Raw genomic sequence first — 25,773 nt, 5'->3', positions numbered from 1 at the left:
GCGACGCACCGCCACCGGCGGCGTCATCGCCACTCGTTCGGCCAGCTGCCGACGCCCGCACGCAGCCCGTGCGGGCGTCGGAGTCTCTGGCCGCTTTCCCCCCATGCGTCATGTCCGTATAGTGAGCCACTGACCCCGCCAACAGAACTTCCGAAATGCTGCAGAACAATTCGCTGCTGGCGCAGCTGAAAGATCAAATCCGCCAGGAAATTCCCCGTGTCACGGGGGTGATCAAAGGCACCGACAAGGGCTTCGGCTTCCTCGAGTGCGAGGATGGCGAGTCGTATTTCGTGCCGCCGCCCGCCATGAAGCAGGTGCTGCACGGTGATACCGTCGAAGCGACCGTCAAGGTCGAAGGCGAGAAGAAATCCGTACAGCCGGAAGTGCTGATCGAGACGGGTGTCGACCGCTTCGTCGCTCGTGTCGGCAAGCGTGACGGTCGCCTCAACGTGATGCCGGATCACCCGTCCATCAACACGCGCATGAAAGCGCGCGTGAAGCGCGGCATCAATGAGGAAAGCCTCAATGATGGCGACTGGGTCGTGGCTCGTCTGCTGCGTCACCCGATGCGCAAGGATGACCGCAGCTTCTTCGCCCAGATCGAGGAAGTCATCGCCGAGGTGGACAACCCGCGCGTGCCGTGGCGTGTCACCCTGGCGCGTCACGCGCTGGAACAGGCCTCTCCGGAGGGCGGCAACGACTGGCCGCTGCTGGAGGAAGGTCTGACCCGCGAAGACATGACTCACGTGCCCTTCTTCACCATCGATGGTGAGAAGACTCGTGACATGGATGACGCCCTACACATCGTCGAGCGCCCGGAAGGCGGCTGGACCCTGAGCATCGCCATCGCTGACCCGACCGCCTATGTGCCGGAAGGCAGCCGCGTGGACGAAGAGGCGCGCACGCGCTCCTTCACCGTCTACCTGCCGAGCCAGAACGTCACCATGCTGCCGGAAATCCTGGCCGATGACCTGTGCTCGCTGAAGGAAGGTGAAGACCGTCCGACGCTGATGTGCATCGTCGACATCGACACCGACGGCGTGATCGGTGAGCCGAAGTTCTTCGCGGCCACCATGCGCTCGCATCACCGCCTGACCTACGACAACGTCTCTGACTGGATCGAAGGCCAGGAAGGCAGCTGGAAGCCGGAAACCGAGGAGCTGGCCGAAGGCCTGCGTCAGCTGGAAGCCTTCACTCAGGCGCGTATCGCCTGGCGTGCACGCAACTCCCAGATCTTCCGCGAGCGTCCGGACTTCGAATTCGAGCTGGATGAGGAAGGCAACGTGCTCAACGTGCGTGCCGACCATCGCCGCATCAGCAATCGCATGATCGAAGAATCCATGATCACCGCGAACCTGAGCTGCGCACGTCTGCTCTCCAAGCACATCGGTCACGGCATCTTCAACGTGCACCAGGGCTTTGCACCGGAGAAGTACGACGACACCATCGAATTCCTGGCCACTCAGGAGATCACCGCGACGCCGGAACAGCTGGGCAGCCTGGAAGGCTATCGCCTGCTGCGTCAGGAGCTGGACAGCCGCGAGGATACCTGGCTGGACGTGCGCATGCGTCGCTTCCAGGGCTACACCGTGATGTCTGCCCAGCCGGGCCCGCATTTCGGTCTGGGTCTCGAGGCCTATGCCACCTGGACTTCGCCGATCCGCAAGTACGGCGACATGGTCAACCATCGCCTGATCAAGCGCGTGATTCTGGGTCAGGATGCTCCGGCCGAAGCCACCGAGCAGCTGACCGAACACCTCAGTGAACGTCGTCGTCTCAACCGCATGGCTGAGCGCGACGTCAAGGACTGGCTCTACGTGCGTTACCTGACCAAGGCCGCCGAAGAGCAGCAGGTCTTCACTGGCGAGATCATCGACATCCGCCGCGGTGGCATGCGTGTGCGCCTGGAAGAGAATGGCGCCAGCGTCTTCATTCCGGCACCGCTGATCCACACTGATCGCAAGAAGGTCGCGATCGATGACAAGGAAGGCCGTGTGCGCATCGAAGACGAGCTGCGTTACTCCCTGGGCGACATCATCAAGGTCTCCTTGACCGAAGCCCGTGAAGAACGTCGTTCACTGGTGGGTCGTCCGGCCGAATAAGCCGCGACCTGCTCACCGCCGTCTGACAGGATGGCGGCACCCCACGCCCCGGAGCGCTCTGCGCCCGGGGCGTTTTCGTTGCTGAAACGTAACGTATTCATAGCGTGATCGTATCGTGATAAATTGTAATTTTATGAAACAGAAAATCACGCTACACTCATTTCATCGAGACACGAGGCATCCACACTCCTCGCGCCAACGTTGATTGAGTCAAGTACCGAGTCAGTCATTGCCATCTGTCCATGCTGCCACTTGCCGTGAGAGGACCTCCCATGAAATTCCATCGCTCGCCTGCTGCCTCACAGCGTCATGCTGCAGAACACGCCGCCATCGTGCGCCAGCCGGCCATGGTCCTGGCACGTGTTACCGATCAGCCGTCAGATGGCCACTCGCGTGACGCGGTCACGCCACAGCGACAGCGTGAGATCCAGCAGGAGGCGATGGAGCATGTGGCCATGCTGCTGGAGCGGGACCGCCGCCGGACACGCAATCGCCTGCTGCTCGCAGCCGGCATGCTGCTGAGCCTCGTGTTGCTCGCCAGTCAACGTCCCGCCGAGCCCGAAGCCGCCTTCTCCCAAGAGCTGGGCCAGACGATGTCCTTCCTGTCCGCTCAATCATTCTCATGAGTCCTGAGGCATTCCCAGGCGTAGTCCGCGTCTGAGAAGGCCTCGGGAATCCATCCGCGTATCCCCCTGAATTCCTGTAGTGCACGCAACTTTCCCATCCGGCTGCCCGGGTGGGATTTTTTTTGCCATGGCATGGCCAGGTGTCCCGTCGCTTCTCCCTTTTTCACTCTCTCCCTTTTTCACTCTCTCCCTTTTTCACTATCTCCCTTGATCACTTTCTTCCAGTATCACGTCCTTCCCGCATCAGTCCCCTGAGTCCCCTACCCGCATCACTCCCCTGAATCACTCCCCCCGCATCACGTTCTGTCTGCACCGCGGCTCACCAACGCCGCAACCGTGTTGTGTCCGCAAACGCATTCGCTGCTGGGCCAGCATGACGCCTCCTCGGCTGGCATCGCACAAAATCCTCCGGCCGCTGTCACATGGGTCACGCCATCCATGGCGTAGGGTTGGCGTCTCACTCTTGAGTGCAGGGGGTAGCCAGCGACCGGAAAGCAGAGCCAGTTGCGCAACATGACTTCCGCGTTCCCAAAAGCCTACTTGAAGCCCACCCCTCTCCCCCCCAGATCAATAGCAGACTCAGACTGGGCACAAGAATTGACCTTTCGGCGCTGTCTGCCAGAAAACACAACGGAATCAAATAGATGCTCCACGTTGCAGACATGACGATGTTTCATGCGCCGTCCAGCGGCGGCGTGAGAACCTATCTGGAAGCCAAGCGACGACGCCTACGAAGCCGACCAGGCATTCGTCACAGCCTGCTGGTTCCCGGAGAGTCCTCCAGTGTCAGCGATGACCTCTATCACGTCCCGGCACCCCCGATACCCTTCGGCAATGGCTACCGCTTCCCGCTGAGGCGTGGAGGCTGGGTCAGCACCCTGCTGGCACTGCAGCCGGACGTGATCGAGGCGGGTGACCCCTACGTCACCGCCTGGGCGGCATTGGATGCAGGCCGCAAGCTGGATGTCCCGGTGATCGGCTTCTATCACTCGGATCTGCCACGTCTGATCACCAACCGTCTCGGCGAGTGGTCGGGGGCCAATGTCGATCGCTATGTGCAGCGCCTCTATCGCCATTTCGATCGCGTGCTGGCACCCAGTGACGTAATGGCGAGGCGACTGGATCGACTCGGGGTACGCAATGTCCACATCCAGCCACTGGGCGTCGATCTGAACACCTTCCACCCCGATTGCCGGGATCAGGACCTGAGACGTGAACTTGGCCTGGCGGATCACGTGCGACTGCTGGCCTTCGCCGGCCGCGGTTCACGCGAGAAGAATCTCGACGAGCTGCTGGAAGTCGCCCGTCTGCTTGGCCCGAATTACCATCTGCTGTTGATCGGCTCCGGGATGCCTCGCCACCTGCCGGACAATGTCAGTGTCACCGGCCATTTCTGCAGCAGCGCGGAGGTGGCACGACTGGTCGCCTCCGTCGATGTGCTGTTGCATGCCGGCACACAGGAGACCTTCGGTCTGGTCGTGCTGGAAGCCATGGCCTGCGGCACGCCAGTGGTGGCCGCTCGCGCCGGTGCGCTGGCGGAAAATGTTCCGCTGGGCTGTGGCCAGCTGTGTGATCCTCATGCACCGCATGCCATGGCGCGTGCCGTTCAGGACATCTTCGCCAATGACCCGGCGGCCCTGGGTCGCCAGGCGCGTCGTCATGTGGAGAAGCACCATGACTGGGACCGCGTGGTGGATGGACTGCTCGATCACTATCGCGCCGTCACCGGCACTCAGCTGCAACCGATACTGGAAGAGGTGACACATGGGTGAGTCTCCAGCCGCCAGAAAGCATTTCCTGCTGGTCCTCCACGACATCGCTCCCGAGACCTGGCAGGACTATCGCGACTTCGTCAATCAGATGGATGAGCTGTGTCAGGAGCGACTTGGCCATCCCTGCCCGATCACCTGGCTGGTGGTGCCGGACTTCCACCATCGCAACCCTCTCGAGAGTGCTCCCGAGTTCATTGCCCTGCTGGAGGCCCGCAGACAGCAGGGCGATGAGCTGGCGCTGCATGGTTTTCATCATTGCGATGATGCGCCGCCGCCCCGCACGCCACGTGATTACGTGATGCGCCGCGTACTGACCTGGGAAGGCGAGTTCTACCCCCTCGATGAGAGCGAAGCCAGACGGCGTCTTCAGGAAGGCGCTGCCCTGTTCAAGCGGCTCGGCTGGCCGCTGTCGGGCTTCGTGGCACCGGCCTGGTTGATGAGTGACGGCACACGGCGCGCCCTGCAGGCATTGGACTTCCAATACACCAGCGACCCTCAGCACCTCTATCGCCTGCCGGACTTCACCCCCATCGATGCTCCGGGACTGGTGTGGAGCGCGCGCTCCGCGCCGCGGCGCGCCATGTCCCGCTGGGTCACGGAACGCAAGATGGCGCGTGAGCGTGACGCCGATGTCCTGCGCCTCGGACTGCATCCGGTCGACATGCGCCACACGGGCTCGCGAGACTACTGGGCACGACTTGTCACACGGTTGCTGGATGATGGCTACCTGCCGATGACCAAGCTCGATTGGCTGACACACAAGGGGCTGCTCACCGCCGATCGACGGAATGCCGACAGTGCTGCCTGAGTTCCCGCAGCATGCCCTGGGCACCATGCCCTTCCACCCATCGCCTGAACACGAGAATCCACCATGAATCGCGCCCTGTGGATGCTGGGAGCCGGCCTGGTGCTGGTCATCGCCGTGCCGCTGGTGCTGGGCGGCAGTGGGCTGGGGAGCCAGCTGCGCCAGTTCCCCCTCGAGACCTTCGCGCTGATGCTGGGCATGATCGTGATGTGCTGGAACCTGAATGCTGGACGCCTGCGCCTGCTGCTGGCCGGGCGTGGCGGCCACCTCGGACAGCGGCGTGCACTGGGCATGGTGATGGCCACCGAGTTCGCCATCAGCGCCACGCCGGGTGGCAGTGGCGGCCCGCTCACCCTGATGGGGCTGCTGGCACGTCAGGGGGTACGCCCGGCACACGCCTCGGCGGTGTTTGCCGTCGACCAGATGACCGACATGCTGTTCTTTCTCTCGGCGCTCGCCAGCATCGGGCTCTACGCACTGTCGCATACCATCGATCTACGCCTGGGCTGGATGCTGGCCGTGCCGGCGCTGCTGCTGATCATCGGCTTCGGCCTGCTGGCGGCGCTCGGCAAGCATCATCGACGATTGATCAAGGCCAGTGGCCGCCTGCTGCGCTGGCTCAAGGTACGCCATCGTTCGCGCCTCAGACTGGCGCGTGCCTTGATCCATTTCCGCCATGCACTGATCGAGACGCTCGCCCTGCCTCGCCTGACGTTGAGCCTGATCTTTCTGCTGTGCTGCGCCCATTGGCTCTTGCGCTATTCCATCCTCTATCTGGCCGTCGCGGGACTTGGGCGCGACATCGACTGGAGCTGGACCTTCATCGTGCAGATGCTCTCGCTCGCCGCCGGGCAACTGACGCTGCTGCCCGGTGGTGCAGGCGGTGCCGAACTCTCGTCCACGGCACTGCTGGGGCCTGTCATCGGTGCCTCCACCGCCGCTGCCGCCGTCGTCATCTGGCGCGCCGTCACCTTCTATTTCTACCTGATCGCCGGTGCCCCGGTGTTCTTCGTGATGGCGGGACGCGGCATGCTGGCCCGCCTGCTCAATCGTCGCTCGCCCTCGGCCTGACCCCCAGCGACCCACCTCTGCCGGACAGCTCCTGCGCATCATCATTCATTTCCATTGCTCATCGCCATTTGGATAAGTGTTTGTTATGGTAATGATTCGATGTTGAACGTCCATACAATAACCACATCCAAGGTGATCCCACATGTCCGGCTCCCCTCATTTCCTGACTCACCGCTCACTCACGCGTCTTGGCGTGATGGGCGCATTGCTTGTGACCACGGCCTCCACTGCCCTCGCCGATGACGCGACGCTGCGCAGCATCGACCCCGGCCATGGCACCGACAAGGTCGTCGTGGCTCACCGTGGTGCCTCGGGCTACCTGCCCGAGCACACGCTGGCCGCCAAGTCGATGGCCTATGCCCAGGGTGCCGACTTCCTTGAGCAGGACGTGGTGATGAGCAAGGATGATCAGCTGGTGGTGCTGCATGATCGCTTTCTGGATCGCGTGACCAATGTCGCCGATGTCTTCCCGGACCGCGCTCGTGAGGATGGCCGCTACTATGCCATCGACTTCACCCTGGATGAGCTGCGCAAGCTGGCCTTCAGCGAGGGCTTCACCGTCAAGGATGGCGAGCGTGTCACGGACTACCCCGAGCGCTTCCCGCTGGGCAAGTCCCACTTCGGTCTGCATACGCTGAGCGAGGAGATCGAGATGATCCAGGGCCTGAATCACTCCACGGGCCGTGATGTCGGCCTGTATGTCGAGATCAAGGCCCCTTGGTTCCATCAGTCCGAGGGCAAGGAAATCTCCAGAGCCGTCCTCGAGACGCTCAAGCAGTACGGCTATGTGGACCATGACGACAATGCCATCGTGCAGGTCTTTGATCCCAATGGACTCGAACGCATCCACGACACGCTGCAGCCCGAGCTGGGCATGGACCTGCGACTGGTGCAGCTGATGGGCGAGACCAGTTGGGACATGACCTTCCAGCCGGGCTCGGATGGCAAGCTCGAGCCCTACAGCTATGACTGGATGTACCAGGATGGGGCCATGCAGCGGATTGCCGGCTATGCCGATGGCATCGGGCCGTGGAAGCCGATGGTGATCGAGGACAGCTCGACCCGGGACGACATCAAGGTCACGCCGCTGGTCAAGGAAGCGCATGCGGCAGGCCTGATCGTGATGCCCTATACCTTCCGGCTTGATGAGGGTCGCATCCCTGACTGGGCCAGCGATTATGATGACATGCTGCGCGTGTTCTTCGTCGACGCCGATGTCGATGGCGTCTTCACGGACTACCCGGACCGCGCGGTACAGTGGCTCAAGCACAACGGCGAAGCCCTGTAGGACTCACGGAAGGACGGCTTACAGAAAAGCGAGCGGTGACACATGAAAAAGCCGGACTCCTCAGGGAGTCCGGCTTTTTTCGTCCTGCGCGATGTCAGAAACGGATGTCAGAAACGGATGTCAGTGTCTGATGTCAGTGCTCGTGTCAGTGTCGTCCAGACTGGGAGGATCAGCGCTGAAACGTGGCGTCTTCACGTCTCATTGCCCCGCTGCCTCGGCCGCCAGGCCCTTGAGCAGCCCACCGATCTTGTCCAGCGGCAGCTTGCAGTCATCCAGATCATGACGATTGGCCAGATACTGCGGATCATTCCACTCGATCACGCTGCCCCCTTCCACGGCACGGATCAGCATCTTCTGCGGGAGATCCAGCGCAGCCGAACCATTGCACTGCATCAACAGGGTACCGACCTTGGGGTTGCCGAAGATGACGGTATGCGTGGCAGGAAGCTCCATCCCCACCTTCTCGGCACCCGCCTCATGCTCGATGACGCTGAACAGCGTCAGCCCCTTGGCCTCGAGCGCCTTCTCCAGACGCGTCTGGACGGTGGCGACATCCTCACGACTGGTCACGGACTCGATGCCCTTGGCAGGCACCTGCATGCTCGCCGAGGCTTCAGGAGCGGACGCTGCCGCGGCGCCGGAATCTGCACTGGCCATCAGCGGAATGCCGGTAACCAACGGCAGAGACAGCAGCGCCAGCAGGCGGGCGGAACGCGTGACAGCGGGGAAGGTCTTGAGCATGGAACATCCTCATCAGTGAGTCGTGTTTCGCCGTGGGGCATCTGCACGTGTCGCTTGGTCAGGTGCCAATGAACCTCATCAGATTAGCAATTGCTTGATCCAAACGCACCTGCCGTCTGGGGTGGCGAAGGCGATGTGATGCGCATTTTCATGAGATATCGCTCCCGACAATGACTCCCTCACCAAATGACAGACATGAAAAAAGGGCAGACCCGGTGGGTCTGCCCTTTCGGTGACATGCGCTCAGCGTTGCCGCCGAGCGCTGTCAGGAGATCACAGGCTTACCAGCCAGTAACTTCCTTGATGGCATCGCCGATCTCTGCGAGTGAACGCACAGTCTTGACGCCAGCTTCTTCCAGAGCCGCGAACTTCTCGTCGGCAGTACCCTTGCCGCCGGAGATGATGGCGCCTGCATGGCCCATGCGCTTGCCCGGAGGCGCAGTCACACCAGCGATGTAGGAGACGACCGGCTTGGTGACGTTCGCCTTGATGTAGGCAGCCGCTTCTTCTTCAGCGGAACCGCCGATCTCGCCGATCATGACGATGGCTTCGGTCTTCGGGTCCTTCTCGAACAGCTCGAGGATGTCGATGAAGTTGGAACCCGGGATCGGGTCGCCACCGATACCGACACAGCTGGACTGACCGAAACCGTGGTCAGTGGTCTGCTTGACGGCTTCATAGGTCAGGGTGCCTGAACGAGACACGATACCGACCTTGCCCGGCTGGTGGATGTGACCCGGCATGATGCCGATCTTGCACTCACCCGGAGTGATGACACCCGGGCAGTTCGGACCGATCAGACGCGCGCCCAGCTCGTCGCACTTGACCTTGACTTCCAGCATGTCGAGAGTCGGCACGCCTTCGGTGATGCAGACGATCAGCTTGATGCCTGCATTGGCCGCTTCAAGGATGGAATCCTTGCAGAACGGTGCCGGCACGTAGATGACGGACGCTTCAGCGCCAGTCTCGGCAACGGCTTCCGCGACGGTGTTGAACACCGGCAGGCCCAGGTGAGTCTGACCACCCTTGCCCGGCGTCACGCCACCGACCATCTTGGTGCCGTAGGCGATGGCTTGTTCAGAGTGGAAGGTACCCTGGCCGCCAGTGAAGCCCTGGCAGATCACCTTGGTGTTCTTGTCGATCAAAATGCTCATTACTTGCCCTCCGCAGCTTTGACAACCTGCTGCGCCGCGTCAGTCAGGCTGGTAGCAGCGATGATGTTCAGACCGCTTTCGGCCAGCTTCTTGGCGCCGAGTTCAGCGTTGTTGCCTTCCAGACGCACCACGACCGGCACGTTGACACCGACCTGCTCGACGGCACCGATGATGCCTTCGGCGATCATGTCGCAACGCACGATGCCGCCGAAGATGTTCACCAGAACAGCCTTGACGTTGTCGTCGGACAGGATGATCTTGAACGCTTCTGCAACGCGTTCCTTGGTAGCACCGCCACCCACGTCGAGGAAGTTGGCCGGCTTGCCGCCAGACAGGTTGACGATGTCCATGGTGCCCATCGCCAGGCCTGCGCCGTTGACCATGCAGCCGATGTTGCCGTCGAGGGCAACGTAGTTCAGTTCGAACTTGGCAGCATGCGCTTCACGCTCGTCTTCCTGAGACGGATCGTGCATCGCCTGCAGGTCCGGGTGACGGTAGACGGCGTTGGCATCGATGTTGATCTTGCCGTCGAGGCAGTGGAGGTTGCCTTCGTCGGTGATGACCAGCGGGTTGATTTCCAGCAGCGCGAAATCCTTGTCGGCGAACATCTTCGCCAGACCCAGGAAGATCTTGGTGAACTGCTTGATCTGGGTCGGGTTCAGACCCAGCTTGAATGCCAGTTCACGCGCCTGGTACGGCTGAGCGCCGACCAGCGGATCGATCTCGGCTTTCAGGATCTTTTCCGGTGTCTCTTCGGCAACCTTCTCGATTTCCACGCCGCCTTCGGTGGAAGCCATGAAGACGATGCGACGAGTGGTACGGTCGACGACGGCACCCAGGTACAGTTCTTCGGCGATATCGGTGCAGTTCTCGACGAGAATCTTGGTGACCGGCTGACCATTCGCGTCAGTCTGGTAGGTCACCAGGTTCTTGCCCAGCCACTGGGAAGCGAAGTCGGAAGCGGCTTGTGCGCTCTCGACCAGCTTGACGCCGCCGGCCTTGCCGCGGCCACCTGCGTGGACCTGTGCCTTGACGACCCACTTGTCGCCGCCAATCTTCTTGCACGCTTCAGCAGCGTCTTCCGGGGTGTCAACGGCGAAGCCCTTGGACACCGGCAGGCCATAGTCGGCAAACAGTTGTTTTGCCTGATACTCGTGAAGGTTCATCGTGTCATGCCATTGGTTGCATTAGACTCGAACGGCAGTCGCGAGATGCGGCTGCCACCGTTCGCCCCGGCCTGGCCGGGGCGACGCGCCTCTTGTTCGGAAGGACGCTTACTTGCGCTTCTTGCGGTTTGCGATGTGAATCGCATGCCCGTCAACGGCCAGCGCGGCTTCGTGTACGGCTTCCGACAGTGTCGGGTGAGCCGTGCAGATCAGCGCGAGGTCTTCGGCGCTGGCGCCGAACTCGAGGGCCGTCACGCCTTGAGCGATCAGCTCACCGGCATGCTGGCCGATGATGTGAACACCCAGGACGCGATCAGTCTCAGCGTCGGCAATGATCTTGGCCAGACCTTCAGTGGCATTGTTGGCCATGGCACGACCGCTTGCCGCGAACGGGAAGCTGCCGGTCTTGACTTCAATGCCTTCGGCCTTGGCCTGCTGCTCGGTCTTGCCGACCCAAGCAACTTCCGGGAAGGTGTAGATGATGCTCGGAATGGCGTCGTAGTTCATCTCGGCCTTGTGGCCGGCGATGATGTCGGCAACCATCACGCCCTCTTCGGAGGCCTTGTGGGCCAGCATCGGGCCACGTACCACGTCACCGATGGCGTAGACACCCGGCACGCTGGTCGCGCACTGGTCATCAACGTGGATGAAGCCACGCTCGTCCAGATTGATGCCGACATCGCTGTCGAGCAGGCTCTGGGTGTACGGACGACGGCCGACCGCGACGATGACCTTGTCGAAGGTCTGTTCCTGCTCGCCGTTGGCGTCGGTGTACTTGACGACGACTTCGCTGTCCTTGATGTCGGAACCGGTCACACGGGCGCCGAGCTTGATGTCCAGACCCTGCTTCTTGAGCAGCTTCTGGGCTTCCTTGGCGACAGCGGCATCGACCATCGGCAGGAAGCTGTCAACCGCTTCCAGCACGGTGACTTCAGAACCGCAACGGCTCCACACGCTACCCAGCTCGAGACCGATGACACCGGCACCGATGACGCCCAGACGCTTCGGCGTCTCGGTGAATTCGAGGGCGCCGGTGGAATCGACGATCAGACCTTCGGTCAGCGGCGTCGGCGGAATCTCGACCGGCACGGAACCGGACGCGATGACGATGTTCTCGGCGTCGTAGGTCGCCTTCTCGCCGTCGTGACCGGTGACTTCGACCTGCTTGTTGGGCAGCACCTTGCCGGTACCTTCCAGGGCGGTCACGCCATTGGCCTTGAACAGACCGGAAATGCCGCCGGTCAGGTTCTTCACGATCTGCGCCTTGCGCTCGATCATCTTGGCCACGTCGATCTCGACGCCATCGGCCTTGATGCCCAGCTCGGCGAACTCGTCACGTGCCTCGACGAACTTGTGAGAGGTTTCCAGCAGCGCCTTGGACGGGATGCAGCCGACGTTCAGGCAGGTGCCGCCGTGGACGGTCTTGCCTTCCTTGTTGACCCACTTCTCGACGCAGGCAGTCTTCAGACCCAGCTGAGCCGCGCGGATGGCAGCCACATAGCCACCGGGGCCCGCGCCAATGACGATTACATCAAATTTATCGGCCATGTCTCTTCCTGTTGGTGCAGTTCGATTCGGATTGGCATCCCGATGGGCAACCTGTCACCCATCGGGGCCGCACACGCCCGGGGAAGCCCCGGGCGTGAGGCGTTGCAGTCTCAGACGTCGAGCAGGAAACGAGCCGGATCTTCCAGCAGGTCCTTGATGGCGACGAGGAACTGGACTGCATCCTTGCCGTCGATCATGCGGTGGTCGTAGGACAGCGCCAGATACATCATCGGACGGATGACGACCTGACCGTTCACGGCCATCGGGCGCTCCTGGATCTTGTGCATGCCCAGGATGGCGGTCTGCGGCGGATTCAGGATCGGCGTGGACATCAGGGAACCGAAGATGCCGCCGTTGGTGATGGTGAAGGTGCCGCCCTGCATCTCATCGATGCCCAGCTTGCCGGCGCGCGCGCGCTGACCGAAGTCGACGATGGTCTTTTCGACATCAGCAAGCTTCATGCTGTCGGTATCACGCAGGACCGGCACGACCAGACCACGATCGGACGACACGGCAACGCCGATGTCCTGGTAACCGTGGTAGACGATGTCGGTGCCATCGATGGAGGCATTGACGTCCGGGAAGCGCTTGAGCGCTTCGGTGGCCGCCTTGACGAAGAAGCCCATGAAGCCGAGCTTGGTGTCGTGCACCTTCTGGAAGGTGTCCTTGTACTGCTTGCGCAGCTCCATCACCGCACTCATGTCCACTTCGTTGTACGTGGTGAGCATGGCGGCGGTCTGCTGGGCATTGACCAGGCGCTTGGCGATGGTCTGACGCATGCGGCTCATCGGCACGCGCTTCTCGGGACGCTCGCCCTCGAAGGCCGGAGCGGCCTTCGGTGCAGCGGCCTTCGGTGCGGCAGCAGGCTTGGCAGCGGACTTGGCTGCGGTGCCTTCCTTGACGGCCTTGGCCACGTCTTCCTTCAGCACGCGACCGCCCTTGCCGGTACCGACCAGCTTGCTGACGTCCAGATCGTGCTCGGCGACCATCTTGCGAGCGGCCGGCGCGAGAATCTTGTCACCGACCTTCTCGTCCTGACCTTCGTCGGACTTGCTGTCGCTTTCCTCAGCGGCCGGAGCAGCGGCACCGGAAGCACCAGCGCTGAACAGTGCCAGCACGGCTTCGGTCTCGCAGGTCTCGCCTTCCTGAACCTTGATCTCGCTCAGGGCGCCATCTGCCGGAGCCACGACTTCCAGCACGACCTTGTCAGTCTCGATCTCGACGATCAGCTCATCACGCTCACAGGCGTCACCGACCTTCTTGTGCCAGGTGGCGACAGTGCCTTCCGCGACGGATTCCGGGAAGCTCGGCGCCTTGACTTCCAGCGTCTCGCCTTCGCCACCGGCGGCCGGTTTGCTCTCGGCCTTGGCGTCGTCCTTGCCTTCAGCGGGCGCCTGCTTCTTCTCGTCGGAAGATGCGGCGTCTGCGTCACCGATGGTACCCAGTACCTGCTCGGACTCGCAGGTCTCGCCTTCCTGGACCTTGATCTCGCCCAGGGTGCCGTTCTGCGGTGCCACCACTTCCAGCACCACCTTGTCAGTCTCGATCTCGACGATCAGCTCGTCGCGCTCGACGCTGTCACCGGGCTGCTTGTGCCAGGTCGCCACTGTGCCTTCGGCGACGGATTCCGGAAAAGACGGCGCTTTGATATCGATAGCCATTGGAGTTCCTTAACTCGATTCTCTCTCGGTGCCCTTGCGGGTCGCGGGCCTTTACTTGTTGAAGGCGTCGTCGACCAGCTGGCGCTGCTGTTCGTTATGAACGGACATGTAGCCCGCGGCAGGCGCCGCAGAGGCCGGGCGTCCGGCGAAGGCCAGGCTCATGCCGAGGCCCTGATGATGCTGATCAGCGACCTGACGCATGTGGTGCTGACTCTGATACCAGGCACCCTGGTTGAGCGGCTCTTCCTGGCACCACATCACCTGCTCGAGATTCTCGTAGTCGGCGATGGCGGCCTGGAGCTCTTCCTTCGGGAAGGGATAGAGCTGCTCGACACGGATGATGGCAACGTCTTCACGGCCCTGCTCGGCGCGATAGCCTGCCAGGTCGTAATAGACCTTGCCGGCACACAGCACGACGCGCTTGACCTTGGAAGCTTCAAGATTGCCCTTGTCGGCCAGCACCATCTCGAAGCGGCCATCGGCCAGCTCGTCGAGGGTGGAAGTCGCTTCCTTGTGACGCAGCAGTGACTTGGGCGACAACACGACCAGCGGCTTGCGCAGCGAGCGGATGACCTGACGACGCAGCAGATGATAGATCTGCGCCGGCGTGGTCGGCATGCACACCTGCATGTTGTGCTCGGCACACAGCTGGAGATAGCGCTCGAGGCGCGCGGAGCTGTGCTCCGGCCCCTGACCTTCGTAACCGTGCGGCAGCAGCATGGTCAGACCGCACAGGCGGCCCCACTTGCTCTCGCCGGAGGAGATGAACTGGTCCATCACCACCTGGGCACCGTTGGCGAAGTCACCGAACTGGGCTTCCCACACCACCAATGCCGTCGGCATGGTCGTGGCGTAGCCGTATTCGAAGGCCAGCACCGCTTCCTCGGAGAGGTAGGAGTCATGGATGGTGAAGGTCGCCTGACCATCCTTGATGTGCTGCAGCGGCACGTAGGTATTGCCATCATTCTGGTTGTGCACCACCGCGTGACGGTGGGAGAAGGTGCCACGACCCACGTCCTGGCCAGTGATGCGTACCGGATGGTCGGCATCCACCAGGGTGGCGTAGGCCAGCGTCTCGGCGAAGCCCCAGTTCAGCGGCATGCCGCCGGCGGCCATCTTGCGACGGTCTTCGTAGATCTTGTTGACCTGACGCTGGACCGAGACGCCGTCCGGCACTTCGCACATCTTGTTGGCGAGCGCCTGCAGCTGCTTCATGTCCATCGAGGTATCGGCATCGCCGGTCCACTCGTGGCCCAGGTACGGCGTCCAATCGACGAACAGACCGGTATTCGGCTGCTTCACGAGGGCATTGGCGACGTGATTGCCGGCATCGAGATCCGCGCGGTACTGATCCACCAGCTGCCGGGTCTCTTCCTCGCTGAGCACGCCTTCCTCGACCAGACGCTGCGCATACTTCTCGCGAGCGGTCTTCTGGGACTTGATCTTGGCGTACATCAGCGGCTGGGTGCCGGACGGCTCGTCCGCCTCGTTGTGACCGCGCTTGCGGTAGCACACGAGGTCGATCACCACGTCACGCTTGAACTGCTGGCGATAGTCGATGGCGACCTGGGCGGCGTGCAGCACGGCGTCCGGGTCGTCACCATTGACGTGGATGATCGGCGCCTGAACCATCTTGGCGATGTCGGTGCAGTATTCGGTGGAACGCGCGTCATCGGCACGCGAGGTGGTGAAGCCCACCTGGTTGTTGATGACGACGTGAACGGTACCACCCGTCTTGTAGGCACGGGTCTGCGACATCTGGAAGGTTTCCATCACCACGCCCTGACCGGCGAATGCCGCGTCACCGTGGATGGAAATCGGCAGTACGCTGTCACCCTCGGCGTCTTCACGACGATCCTGACGGGCACGCACCGAGCCCTCGACCACCGGAGAGACGATCTCCAGGTGCGACGGGTTGAACGCCAGTGCCAGGTGGACTTCGCCGCCCGGTGTCATGACATTCGAGCTGAAGCCCTGGTGGTACTTCACGTCACCGGAGCCCTTGGCGATCTGCTTCTTGCCGTCGAATTCCTCGATCAGCTCGGACGGGCTCTTGCCCAGCAGATTGACCAGCAGGTTGAGGCGGCCACGGTGAGCCATGCCGATCACGACTTCCTTGGTACCGTACTTGCCACTGCGCTGGATCAGCTCATCCATCATCGGAATGAAGGATTCGCCGCCTTCCAGACCAAAGCGCTTGGTCCCCGGGTACTTGCTGGCGAGGTAGCTCTCGAGACCTTCGGCGGCGGTCAGACGTTCCAGCACGTGATGGCGGACATCGCGTGAGAAGTTCGGCTTGGAACGCACGGACTCGAAACGCTGCTGCAGCCAGCGCTTCTCTTCCGTATTGACGATGTGCATGAACTCGGCGCCGATGCTGCGGCAGTAGGTCTGCTCCAGCGCGGCGTGAATTTCCTTCAGCGGTGCAACGTCCTTGCCGAGGAACAGCGAGCCAGTCTGGAACTCGACGTCCATGTCAGCGGAGGACAGCTGGTGGAAGGAAAGCTCAAGATCAGGAATCGGTGCCGGCTTGCGCAGACCGAGGGGATCGATGTCCGCCTTCTGGTGGCCACGGAAGCGATAGGCGTTGATCAGCTGAAGAACACGAACCTGCTTCTTGTTCTCGCTGCTCTCGCCCGCCGAGACAGCCACCGAGCGGCGACTGTTGCGACCCATCTCGTAGAACTGCTCACGGATCGGGGTCAGCGGAACATCCTGGGAGGGGCTGCCGTCATGACGCGGCAGAGTATCAAAGTAGTTGCGCCACTCGTCGGGAACCTCGTTCGGGTCGACAAGATAACGCTCGTAGAGATCTTCTACGTAGTGGACATTCCCGCCGCTCATATGGGAAGTGCGCCACATCAACTCCATTGTGCCTTCTTGCATCTCTCGGTCACCCTGACTGATGGGGTGGGGTAGGCGCCGGACAAGCGCTGTCGGCGTCACTCGATTATGCCCTGTATGGCGAAACCATGGAGGCCTTCACCATCTGAGTCTTCTTTTATCGTCAAAAGCCGGTGCACAAGGCACCGGCTCCAGCAAGCTGTGCGCTGCGACAAGGTGTGACACCCTGCCGCAGCTGACGTGCAATCATAACAAGCTAGCGCTCGGCTTTTAAGTGGCGTTTGCCAGCAAAAGCTCACGAATCTTGCCGATGGCACGTGTCGGGTTCAGACCTTTCGGGCAAACCGCGACACAATTCATGATTCCGCGACAGCGGAATACGGAGAACGGGTCGTCCAGTTCGCTCAGACGCTCCTTGGTGGCCGTGTCACGCGAGTCGGCCAGGAAGCGATAGGCCTGCAGCAGACCACTCGGACCGACGAACTTGTCCGGGTTCCACCAGAAGGACGGGCAGGCCGTCGAGCAGCAGGCACACAGGATGCATTCATAGAGACCGTCGAGCTTGTCGCGGTCTTCCGGCGACTGCAGACGCTCGATGGCCGGGGCCGGCGTGTCGTTGAGCAGGTACGGCTGGATGCGCTCGTACTGCTTGTAGAACAGGCTCATGTCGACGACCAGGTCACGCACGACCGGCAGGCCCGGCAACGGACGCAGCACCAGCTTGTTGTCCTTGACGACTTCGGACAGCGCGGTGACACAGGTCAGGCCGTTCTTGCCGTTCATGTTCATGCCGTCGGAACCACAGACACCTTCGCGGCAGCTGCGACGATAGGCCAGCGAGCTGTCCTGTTCCTTGAGCATTTCCATCACGTTCAACACCATCAGGTCACGGCCCTGGGTGTCGACCTGAAACTCCTGCATGTACGGCGCAGTATCGGTTTCAGGGTTGTAGCGGTATATGGATACCTGAAGCATGGTTTCCCCTCCGGGCAAACGGGTCAGGTGCGTGCGATGCCCTGCACGCACCTGGGTCACGGCGAACTCAAGCGAGCGTGAACTCGAGCGAGTGCGAACTGGTGCTTGTCAGACTCAGTAGGTACGAATCTTCGGCTCGAAACGCTCGACGGTCTTCGGCGCGAAGTTCACGTCACGCTTGCCGACACGCTTCTCGTTCGGGAAGAACAGAGAGTGCTTGAGCCAGTTCTCGTCATCACGATCCGGGAAGTCGTAACGGGAGTGGGCACCACGGCTTTCCTTGCGGGTCAGGGCCGCAATGGCGGTGGCTTCCGCCACTTCCATCAGGTTGTCCAGCTCAAGGGCTTCGATACGCGCGGTATTGAAGACCTGGGACTTGTCAGCCAGACCCGCCTTGGCGATACGCTCACGCAGCTCGGACAGCTGCTTGACGCCTTCTTCCATCTTGTCTTCCTGACGGAAGACGCCGAAGGAGTTCTGCATGATCTGCTGCAGTTCGCGCTTGAGTTCCGGCACGGACTCGCCGCTTTCGGACTCGTTCCAGCGATTCAGACGCACCAGGGCAGAATCGATGTCGCTCTGGGTCGGCTCGAGGTACTCGATGCCTTCGTTGAGCGCGCTCTCGATGTACTTGCCTGCCGCGCGGCCGAAGACGACCAGATCCAGCAGCGAGTTGCCGCCCAGACGGTTGGCACCGTGAACGGAGACGCAGGCCACTTCACCCACGGCATAGAGGCCGTTGACGATGCGGTCGGTGCCGTCTTCGTTCTGCGCGATGGCCTGACCGTGCACGTTGGTGGCGATACCGCCCATCATGTAGTGACAGGTCGGCACGACCGGGATCGGCGCGTTGGTCGGATCGACGTGCGCGAAGGTCTTGGACAGCTCGGAGATACCCGGCAGGCGCTTGTTGAGCACTTCCTCACCGAGGTGATCCAGCTTCAGGAAGACGTGATCGCCATTCTCGCCACAACCACGACCTTCGAGGATCTCCATGACCATGGAGCGCGCGACGACGTCACGGCCCGCGAGGTCCTTGGCATTCGGCGCGTAACGCTCCATGAAGCGCTCGCCGTCCTTGTTGACCAGGTAGCCACCTTCACCACGGCAGCCTTCCGTGACCAGCACGCCCGCACCGTGGATACCGGTCGGGTGGAACTGCCACATTTCCATGTCCTGGACCGGCAGGCCGGCACGCAGTGCCATGCCGATGCCGTCACCGGTGTTGATCAGGGCATTGGTGGTGGAGGCGTAGATACGGCCCGCACCACCGGTGGCCAGAACGGTGGCCTTGGACTTGACGACGACGGTCTCGCCAGTCTCGATGCACAGGGCAATCACGCCGACGATGTCGCCGTTGGCATTCTTGACCAGATCGATGGCGTACCACTCGTCGAGGAAGACGGTGCCGTTTTTCAGGTTGGCCTGATACAGCGTGTGCAGCAGCGCGTGGCCGGTACGGTCAGCCGCGGCGCACGTACGTGCTGCCTGGCCACCCTTGCCGAAGTCCTTGGACTGGCCACCGAACGGACGCTGATAGATGCGGCCATTGTCGAAGCGAGAGAACGGCAGACCCATGTGCTCCAGCTCGAAGACCGCCTTCGGGCCTTCGGTACACATGTATTCAGCCGCGTCCTGGTCAGCGATGTAATCGCCGCCCTTGACGGTGTCATACATGTGCCAGCGCCAATCGTCGTTCGGATCAGCAGAGGCGATGGCACAGGTGATACCGCCCTGGGCAGAGACAGTGTGCGAGCGGGTCGGGAAGACCTTGGACAGCACGGCAGTCTTCTTGCCGGACTGGGACAGTTCGAGACCGGCACGCAGGCCAGCGCCGCCGCCGCCGATGATGATCGCGTCGAATGTCAGGCTACGCATGGTGGACATGTATCAGGCTCCCCACAGGACTTGAACGCCCCAGACCAAGAAGATGAACAACGCAAGGATGACGAAGACCTGGAAACCGAAGCGCAACGCGGTCGGCTTCATGTAATCGGTCGCCACGGTCCACAGACCGATCCAGGCGTGTGCGGCAATCGCGATGAATGCCATCAGAGAGAAGATGCGCATTGCCGTGTTCTCGAACAGACCACTCCAGGTGGCGTAATCGAGGTTCGGGTGCAGCAGGAGATAGCCGACCATGAACACGGAATAGGCTGCCAGAACCACGGCAGACACACGCTGCAGCACCCAGTCAGACAGACCACTGCGACTGAAATTGGTGATGTTGTTTACCATACCCAGACTCCCGCCAGGACCACGAGAACGGCACTGATCACGACAGTGACCTGCGCCTTGCGATTCGCACTTTCAAGTTCGACACCAATATCCATGTCCATCAGTAGGTGCTTGATACCTGCCACGAAATGGAAACCGAGGGCAGACAGCAGGCCCCAGGCCACGATCTTGGCAAGGAAATTGGTTGCCAGGGTGTCACGCACTGCCTCGAACCCTTCCGGGGAGGACAGCGAGGCATCGAGTGCCCACAACGCGAACACCAGGCCCACGAACAGAATCACGCCGGTAATACGGTGAGTGATTGAAGTAAGGGCAGGGAGAGGGAATTTGATCGTCGTCAGATCGAGATTTACGGGTCGTTTGCTATTCACGGCTCTTACACACTCTCTTGGCCCAACACGGACGCAAGCCCGCAGGGGCGGTGGTTTGAGGAAGGGTCTCGGGCGCAGGCCATCCACGGTACCGAGCCGAATTTCCCGCCAGTCGCGCGACGGAGGATTATAGGGGTTGGCCATTGGCATGACAAATGACACGACGTCGCATAGCCGCAACCACGAATTGCACAAAATGCGGCGATCAGGACGCAACCTGAAGGGCATGGAACGACAAACGTCGGGAAACTGACGCACAGCGCAGCATCGCACGTCTCTACGCCGAGTGGCGAATTGACAATCTTTGGCGGGCTTCTATAGTGGGCGGGATTGATGCAAGCCCGGCATGGCAAGCAAGTCAAAGAGTTACGCGAATAATGAGGAGGTCGGCATGACTGACAAGAAAGCGACACTGACGGTAGACGGTATCGACAAGACCATCGAATTTCCGGTCTATTCCGGCACGCTCGGCCAGGACGTCATCGATGTCCGCGGCCTGACCGCCGAAGGCATGTTCACCTACGACCCGGGCTTCGTCTCCACCGCCGCCTGCGAATCTTCCATCACCTTCATCGATGGCCAGAAAGGCGTCCTGCTGCATCGCGGCTACCCCATCGACCAGCTGGCCAAGAGCTCCAACTATATAGAGCTGTGCTACCTGCTGCTGTTCGGAGAGCTGCCGAACAAGGAAGAGTACGACAAGTTCGCGCAACTGATCGGCAACCACACCATGGTGCACGAGCAGATCGTCAACTTCTTCAAGGGCTTCCGTCGTGATGCCCACCCGATGGCGATCCTGTGTGGCGTCGTCGGTGGCCTGGCCGCCTTCTACCACGACAACCTGAACATCAACAACGAGAAGGAACGCTACGTCAGTGCGGTGCGCCTGATCGCCAAGATGCCGACCCTTGCGGCCATGTGCCACAAGTACAACATCGGCCAGCCGTTCATGTACCCGCGCAATGACCTCTCCTACGGCGAGAACTTCCTGTACATGATGTTCGGCAATCCGTGTGAGGAGTACAAGATCAACCCGGTGTTCGCCAAGGCGATGGACACCATCTTCATGCTCCACGCCGACCACGAGCAGAATGCCTCGACCTCCACCGTGCGTCTGGCAGGCTCCACCGGTGCCAATCCGTTCGCCTGCATCAGCGCCGGCATCGCGGCACTCTGGGGCCCGGCACACGGCGGCGCCAACGAGGCCGTGCTCAACATGCTCGATGAGATCGGTGAGGATTCCGAGGAGAACATCCAGCGCTTCATCGACAAGGCCAAGGACAAGGATGACCCGTTCAAGCTGATGGGCTTCGGACACCGCGTCTATCGCAACTTCGATCCGCGCGCCAAGGTCATGAAGGAGACCTGTGACGAGGTGCTGGAGCAGCTGGGCATGGCCGACGATCCGCAGCTCAAGATCGCCAAGCGTCTGGAGCAGATCGCACTGGAAGACGAGTACTTCATCGAGCGCAAGCTGTACCCGAATGTCGACTTCTACTCCGGCATCATCCTCAAGGCGATCGGCATCCCGACCAACATGTTCACGGTCATCTTCGCCATGTCACGCACCATCGGCTGGATCTCCCACTGGAACGAGATGATCGCCGGTGGCCATCGTATCGGCCGCCCGCGCCAGCTCTACACCGGCCACCCGCAGCGCGACTACCCGGCCAAGTAAGCCACGTCGCACCCCGGCAGCCGACCGAAACCGCCTCTCAGGAGGCGGTTTTTTCGTTTCTGACGCCCCTGCCCTGCTCGCCTGCCTCACGCCCCTGTCACCCCTCCTGCACAAGCCATCAGTCATATACAGTCCCTCGCCCCACGCCAGACGTGCTAGCGTAATGTCACGCGGTACCGACACCGCCGTCATGCCCAGCAAGTCCGCCTTTCGCTGATAGATGGCCAGGAGCCCTTCGCATGTCAGAGACACACGCAACGCCACGCATTGCCGCCTTCATCGGACTCGGCGTCATGGGTCACCCCATGGCCGGCCACCTGACACGCGCAGGATGGGAAGTGCGCGTCTACAACCGGACCCGCTCGCGCGCCGAACAGTGGTGCGAGGAGTACGGCGGCACCCATCACGCCACGCCGCGAGAAGCCGCGGAAGGCGCCGAGATCGTGCTGATGTGCGTCGGCAATGATGATGACGTGCGCAGCGTCACCTACGGCGCCGATGGCGTACTGGCCGGTCTGTCGGAGGGAGGACTGCTGGTGGATCACACCACGGCCAGCGCTGATCTGGCGCGAGAGCTGTCCGTGGCAGCGCGCGAGCATTCGGTCGGCTTCGTGGACGCCCCCGTGTCTGGCGGCCAGCAGGGGGCCATCAATGGCGCGCTGACCATCATGTGCGGCGGTGACCCGCAAGATTACGATCGCGCAGCACCGGTACTGGCGCATTACGGGCGCATGGTGAAGCGTATCGGGGAGACCGGCGCCGGCCAGACCACCAAGATGGTCAACCAGATCTGCATCGCCGGACTGGTTCAGGCGCTCTCCGAGGGACTGCACTTCGCCGAGCAGGCGGGACTGGATCGCGAGGCGGTGATCGAGGTGATCTCCAAAGGCGCAGCGGGCTCGTGGCAGATGGAGAACCGACACGCCACCATGATCCGCGATGAGTACGAGCACGGCTTCGCCGTCGACTGGATGCGCAAGGACCTCGACATCTGTCTGGCGGAGGCACGCCGCATCGAGGCAAGCCTGCCGGTGACGGCGCTGGTCGATCAGTTCTATGCCGACGTCCAGAGCATGGGGGGCGGCCGCTGGGACACCTCCTCGCTGCTCAAGCGCCTGGCCAGATGAGGCGAGCCCTCCCCATTCGAAGCGGCCTCGCCCGCGTCATCGCGCAGCGAATCAGGCACTGAACGAATGACGTCCTGCTAGCCGTGCAAGCCGCCCGATGAAAAGCGCCGATTCCAGCGTCAGCGAGACGTTGGAATCGGCGCTTTCTTGATGCCGCATTGCAACAACCCTGTCACCGTCACGCTGCGCTGCCTTTTTCCACACTATCTGTGGATAACCTCGTTGATAACCCTTAGACAAGCGCTTCCAACCTGCATGACAGCGGGCTTACCAACAGATTGCACAATTTTTAACCAGCTTATAAGCCATTGATATAAAAGAAAATTTTGGCATGCAGGAGCAAGCGCAGACCGGATGGCCGCACTTCGAGGGGGAGTATGAGGAAAGTTCACGTCCTGGCCGCGCAGTGGACAACACAACAGCGATGTCAAGGGCGACTTGGGGATAACATGCGTTTCGGGCGACACACCGGCTGTGCATAAGCCGAAATCAGAGACAAAAAAAACACACCCCGCAAGGTGTGCTTTTTGTTGACTTCCCGAGGCCATCACAGGCGACTCGAGATGTCAGAAGAGTGGCGTCCCATAGGGGGTTCGAACCCCTGTTACCGCCGTGAAAGGGCGGTGTCCTGGACCACTAGACGAATGGGACGCAGTCGCTTGAGAAACTTGGTGGAGCCTAGCGGGATCGAACCGCTGACCTCAACACTGCCAGTGTTGCGCTCTCCCAGCTGAGCTAAGGCCCCGTCTCTCAAGAACGAGGCGTATATTACTGACCCGCCTCGTAGTCGTCAACTTCTTTTTCACACAATTCCGTCGCGCGCCTCATCAGGGCCACCAGGGCAGTCCGACAGCGCCTTGAGAAGGCTCAGCGCCCTGCTGCAGCGCATGCCCCCATGACACACGTTCGCCATGGGGGCCCTTCAGGCATCACTGACACCCTTACAGCTCGCGATATTCCTTCTCGAAGCGCTTGGCAGCCTTCTTGGAGACGCCGCCCAGCACTGCCACGGCATGACGCAGACGTGCACGGGTCATGTCGGAACCGAGAATGACCATCGCATCCATCACCGAGGTGGAGGTCGCCGAGCCAGTCACCGCCACGAACACCGGCGCCAGGAAGTCCTTCATCTTGAGTTCGAAGTGCTCGGACAGCAGCTTCACTTCCGCCAGCAGGTGCTCCTTGTCCCAGGTGCTCACGGCCTCGAGCTTCCAGGTCAGGAACTGCATCTGACGCACCAGATCTTCGCCCTGAAGCTTGGCCTTGGCGAAGTCGTCCGGCGTGATGACCGGCAGTCCGGAGAAGAAGTGCCCCGCCAGCGGAATCGCCTCGGACAGCGTCTCGATGCGCGGCTTCACTTCCGGCAGGATCTGCTTGACGTAGGACTCGTTGAAGGCCCATTGACGCAGCTCGCTCAGCAGCTCGTCCTCGGACAGGTCACGGATGTAGAGACCGTTCAGCCAGCTGAGCTTCTCGACATCAAACACCGGGCCGCCAAGGGAGACGCGCTGGATGTCGAAGTGCTCCTGCATCTCGCTCAACGTGAACTTCTCGCGCTCGTCCGGCATGGACCAGCCGAGACGCCCGAGATAGTTGATCACGGCCGCCGGCAGATAGCCCATGCGGCGGTAATACAGGATGGACGTCGGATTCTTGCGCTTGGACAGCTTGGTCTTGTCCGGGTTGCGCAGCAGCGGCATGTGGCAAAGCTCCGGCATCTGCCAGCCGAAGTACTCATACAGCAGCTGATGCTTGGGCGCCGAGTTGATCCACTCCTCACCGCGCATCACGTGGGTGATCTCCATCAGGTGATCATCCACCACGTTGGCCAGATGGTAGGTCGGCATGCCATCGGACTTGAGCAGGATCTGCGCATCGACCTGGGCCCAGTCGACCTCGATCTCGCCGCGCAACATGTCCTTGACCACACAGGTACCGCTTTCCGGTACGTTCATGCGGATGACGAAGGGCGCACCCGCCGCTTCACGACGTGCCACTTCCTCGGCCGGCAGGGCGAGATCGGACGGCTTGAGCGCCATGTGCAGACCCTCGGCCTTGCGGGAGTCACGCAGCTCATCCAGCTCCTCGCTGGTGCGGAAGCACTTGAAGGCGTGGCCGGCATCGATCAGTTGCTGGCAATGCGCGGCATAGATGTCGCCACGCTCGCTCTGGCGATACGGACCATGGGGGCCGCCGACATCCGGACCTTCCGACCATTCGATGCCCAGCCAGCGCAGCGAGTCGAGAATCATCTGCTCGGACTCACCGGTGGAGCGGGTCTGATCGGTATCCTCGATACGCAGAATGAACTCGCCACCGTGCTGACGAGCGAAGCACTGGTTGAACAGGGCGATATAGGCAGTGCCGACGTGGGGATCACCAGTCGGCGACGGTGCGATACGCGTACGAACGGTCATGTGGAGTCCAGTATTTCAGGGGGAGTGTCAAGAAGGGTGTCGAAAAGCGTCTCGAGATGACGGCCGGGCGCGAGGCGCGACAAGATCTCGAACCAGCCTGGCAAGTGGTGCCCGGCCAACACGCTTCAATTCGGCAGCCTGTACTGGGGGCATATTATACGCAAGGTGAAGATGTGCGACAGTGCGTCA

19 protein-coding genes and 2 tRNA genes are annotated in these 25,773 nt (G+C 61.6%); 8 read left to right on the top strand and 13 right to left on the bottom strand.

The features are described from left to right. The first annotated feature begins 155 nt into the window (after nt 1-155). The 6 genes from OW493_RS05025 (at nt 156) to glpQ (ending at nt 7,664) form a co-directional block, all read left to right on the top strand. A complete protein-coding gene (locus OW493_RS05025) occupies nt 156-2,102 on the top strand; it encodes an exoribonuclease II (RefSeq protein ID WP_136939002.1) in 1,947 nt (648 codons plus the stop codon). A gap of 272 nt (nt 2,103-2,374) precedes the next feature. After that, nucleotides 2,375-2,728 carry a hypothetical protein gene (locus OW493_RS05020; RefSeq protein ID WP_077379237.1) on the top strand — a complete coding sequence of 118 codons (354 nt, stop codon included), beginning with the start codon at nt 2,375-2,377 and terminating at the stop codon, nt 2,726-2,728. 662 nt (nt 2,729-3,390) lie between these two features. Further along, complete coding sequence (locus tag OW493_RS05015; protein WP_077379411.1) at nt 3,391-4,500, top strand: glycosyltransferase family 1 protein; 1,110 nt, start codon at nt 3,391-3,393, stop codon at nt 4,498-4,500. Then, nucleotides 4,493-5,308 carry a DUF2334 domain-containing protein gene (locus tag OW493_RS05010; RefSeq protein WP_176493622.1) on the top strand — a complete coding sequence of 272 codons (816 nt, stop codon included), beginning with the start codon at nt 4,493-4,495 and terminating at the stop codon, nt 5,306-5,308. The genes OW493_RS05015 and OW493_RS05010 overlap by 8 nt, the downstream gene beginning before the upstream one ends. Nucleotides 5,309-5,371: 63 nt before the next feature. After that, a complete protein-coding gene (locus OW493_RS05005; RefSeq protein ID WP_077379233.1) occupies nt 5,372-6,376 on the top strand; it encodes a lysylphosphatidylglycerol synthase transmembrane domain-containing protein in 1,005 nt (334 codons plus the stop codon). A gap of 142 nt (nt 6,377-6,518) precedes the next feature. Next, nucleotides 6,519-7,664 carry a glycerophosphodiester phosphodiesterase gene (gene glpQ / locus OW493_RS05000; protein ID WP_205632712.1) on the top strand — a complete coding sequence of 382 codons (1,146 nt, stop codon included), beginning with the start codon at nt 6,519-6,521 and terminating at the stop codon, nt 7,662-7,664. 198 nt (nt 7,665-7,862) lie between these two features. Here glpQ and OW493_RS04995 read toward each other — a convergent pair whose 3' ends face one another. The 10 genes from OW493_RS04995 to sdhC all read right to left on the bottom strand — a co-directional run bounded on the left by OW493_RS04995 (nt 7,863) and on the right by sdhC (nt 20,362). After that, on the bottom strand, nt 7,863-8,405 hold the full coding sequence (locus tag OW493_RS04995; RefSeq protein ID WP_289863411.1) for a DUF302 domain-containing protein: 543 nt from the start codon (nt 8,403-8,405) through the stop codon (nt 7,863-7,865). A gap of 281 nt (nt 8,406-8,686) precedes the next feature. After that, on the bottom strand, nt 8,687-9,559 hold the full coding sequence (sucD, locus tag OW493_RS04990) for a succinate--CoA ligase subunit alpha (protein WP_065392579.1): 873 nt from the start codon (nt 9,557-9,559) through the stop codon (nt 8,687-8,689). Further along, nucleotides 9,559-10,725, bottom strand: a complete 1,167-nt coding sequence (sucC, locus tag OW493_RS04985; protein WP_077379231.1) for an ADP-forming succinate--CoA ligase subunit beta — start codon at nt 10,723-10,725, stop codon at nt 9,559-9,561. Before sucC ends, sucD begins: the two co-directional genes overlap by 1 nt. A 108-nt stretch (nt 10,726-10,833) precedes the next feature. After that, a complete protein-coding gene (gene lpdA, locus OW493_RS04980; protein WP_077379229.1) occupies nt 10,834-12,273 on the bottom strand; it encodes a dihydrolipoyl dehydrogenase in 1,440 nt (479 codons plus the stop codon). 110 nt (nt 12,274-12,383) lie between these two features. After that, nucleotides 12,384-13,934: a 2-oxoglutarate dehydrogenase complex dihydrolipoyllysine-residue succinyltransferase gene (gene odhB / locus OW493_RS04975; protein WP_077379227.1), complete on the bottom strand. Its 1,551-nt coding sequence runs from the start codon at nt 13,932-13,934 to the stop codon at nt 12,384-12,386. 51 nt (nt 13,935-13,985) lie between these two features. Beyond that, nucleotides 13,986-16,820, bottom strand: coding sequence for a 2-oxoglutarate dehydrogenase E1 component (locus OW493_RS04970; RefSeq protein ID WP_289863410.1), 2,835 nt, complete (start codon nt 16,818-16,820; stop codon nt 13,986-13,988). A gap of 228 nt (nt 16,821-17,048) precedes the next feature. Then, complete coding sequence (locus OW493_RS04965) at nt 17,049-17,753, bottom strand: succinate dehydrogenase iron-sulfur subunit (protein ID WP_077379223.1); 705 nt, start codon at nt 17,751-17,753, stop codon at nt 17,049-17,051. A gap of 114 nt (nt 17,754-17,867) precedes the next feature. Continuing rightward, on the bottom strand, nt 17,868-19,640 hold the full coding sequence (gene sdhA / locus OW493_RS04960; RefSeq protein ID WP_077379221.1) for a succinate dehydrogenase flavoprotein subunit: 1,773 nt from the start codon (nt 19,638-19,640) through the stop codon (nt 17,868-17,870). Between the two features lie 3 nt (nt 19,641-19,643). Then, the gene (gene sdhD / locus OW493_RS04955; protein WP_077379219.1) at nt 19,644-19,991 is read right to left on the bottom strand and encodes a succinate dehydrogenase, hydrophobic membrane anchor protein; all 348 of its coding nucleotides are present in this window, start codon (nt 19,989-19,991) and stop codon (nt 19,644-19,646) included. Then, entirely contained in the window at nt 19,985-20,362 is a 378-nt protein-coding gene (gene sdhC, locus OW493_RS04950; protein ID WP_043333108.1) for a succinate dehydrogenase, cytochrome b556 subunit, read from the bottom strand. The genes sdhD and sdhC overlap by 7 nt, the downstream gene beginning before the upstream one ends. 391 nt (nt 20,363-20,753) lie before the next feature. Here sdhC and gltA point away from each other — a divergent pair, with 391 nt between their 5' ends. Both gltA and OW493_RS04940 read left to right on the top strand, forming a co-directional pair. Further along, a complete protein-coding gene (gene gltA / locus OW493_RS04945; RefSeq protein WP_077379217.1) occupies nt 20,754-22,040 on the top strand; it encodes a citrate synthase in 1,287 nt (428 codons plus the stop codon). A gap of 239 nt (nt 22,041-22,279) precedes the next feature. After that, nucleotides 22,280-23,167: an NAD(P)-dependent oxidoreductase gene (locus OW493_RS04940; protein WP_084209308.1), complete on the top strand. Its 888-nt coding sequence runs from the start codon at nt 22,280-22,282 to the stop codon at nt 23,165-23,167. A 575-nt stretch (nt 23,168-23,742) separates the two neighbouring features. On the opposite strand, the gene OW493_RS04935 is transcribed toward OW493_RS04940, so the two are convergent. From OW493_RS04935 to gltX, 3 genes are all read right to left on the bottom strand, one after another. Then, a tRNA-Glu gene (locus tag OW493_RS04935) sits at nt 23,743-23,818 on the bottom strand. Between the two features lie 18 nt (nt 23,819-23,836). Continuing rightward, a tRNA-Ala gene (locus tag OW493_RS04930) sits at nt 23,837-23,912 on the bottom strand. 196 nt (nt 23,913-24,108) lie between these two features. Beyond that, nucleotides 24,109-25,584, bottom strand: a complete 1,476-nt coding sequence (gene gltX, locus OW493_RS04925; RefSeq protein WP_289863409.1) for a glutamate--tRNA ligase — start codon at nt 25,582-25,584, stop codon at nt 24,109-24,111. Between the last annotated feature and the right edge of the window lie 189 nt (nt 25,585-25,773).

Origin of the sequence: Cobetia sp. 14N.309.X.WAT.E.A4 (assembly GCF_030397495.1) — a bacterium.
GTDB lineage: Bacteria > Pseudomonadota > Gammaproteobacteria > Pseudomonadales > Halomonadaceae > Cobetia > Cobetia marina.
This window is presented reverse-complemented; position numbering and strand designations above follow the sequence as displayed.

Bases quoted from the DNA above. Each gene is read 5' to 3' on its own strand.
- sucC (WP_077379231.1), bottom strand. From the start codon at position 10,725: ATGAACCTTCACGAGTATCAGGCAAAACAACTGTTTGCCGACTATGGC.
- OW493_RS05005 (WP_077379233.1), top strand. From the start codon at position 5,372: ATGAATCGCGCCCTGTGGATGCTGGGAGCCGGCCTGGTGCTGGTCATC.
- gltA (WP_077379217.1), top strand. From the start codon at position 20,754: ATGACTGACAAGAAAGCGACACTGACGGTAGACGGTATCGACAAGACC.
- OW493_RS05025 (WP_136939002.1), top strand. From the start codon at position 156: ATGCTGCAGAACAATTCGCTGCTGGCGCAGCTGAAAGATCAAATCCGC.
- OW493_RS05015 (WP_077379411.1), top strand. From the start codon at position 3,391: ATGACGATGTTTCATGCGCCGTCCAGCGGCGGCGTGAGAACCTATCTG.
- OW493_RS04995 (WP_289863411.1), bottom strand. From the start codon at position 8,405: ATGCTCAAGACCTTCCCCGCTGTCACGCGTTCCGCCCGCCTGCTGGCG.
- sdhD (WP_077379219.1), bottom strand. From the start codon at position 19,991: ATGGTAAACAACATCACCAATTTCAGTCGCAGTGGTCTGTCTGACTGG.
- sdhA (WP_077379221.1), bottom strand. From the start codon at position 19,640: ATGTCCACCATGCGTAGCCTGACATTCGACGCGATCATCATCGGCGGC.
- OW493_RS04970 (WP_289863410.1), bottom strand. From the start codon at position 16,820: ATGCAAGAAGGCACAATGGAGTTGATGTGGCGCACTTCCCATATGAGC.
- OW493_RS04940 (WP_084209308.1), top strand. From the start codon at position 22,280: ATGTCAGAGACACACGCAACGCCACGCATTGCCGCCTTCATCGGACTC.
- glpQ (WP_205632712.1), top strand. From the start codon at position 6,519: ATGTCCGGCTCCCCTCATTTCCTGACTCACCGCTCACTCACGCGTCTT.
- gltX (WP_289863409.1), bottom strand. From the start codon at position 25,584: ATGACCGTTCGTACGCGTATCGCACCGTCGCCGACTGGTGATCCCCAC.
- OW493_RS04965 (WP_077379223.1), bottom strand. From the start codon at position 17,753: ATGCTTCAGGTATCCATATACCGCTACAACCCTGAAACCGATACTGCG.
- lpdA (WP_077379229.1), bottom strand. From the start codon at position 12,273: ATGGCCGATAAATTTGATGTAATCGTCATTGGCGCGGGCCCCGGTGGC.
- OW493_RS05010 (WP_176493622.1), top strand. From the start codon at position 4,493: ATGGGTGAGTCTCCAGCCGCCAGAAAGCATTTCCTGCTGGTCCTCCAC.
- odhB (WP_077379227.1), bottom strand. From the start codon at position 13,934: ATGGCTATCGATATCAAAGCGCCGTCTTTTCCGGAATCCGTCGCCGAA.
- sucD (WP_065392579.1), bottom strand. From the start codon at position 9,559: ATGAGCATTTTGATCGACAAGAACACCAAGGTGATCTGCCAGGGCTTC.
- OW493_RS05020 (WP_077379237.1), top strand. From the start codon at position 2,375: ATGAAATTCCATCGCTCGCCTGCTGCCTCACAGCGTCATGCTGCAGAA.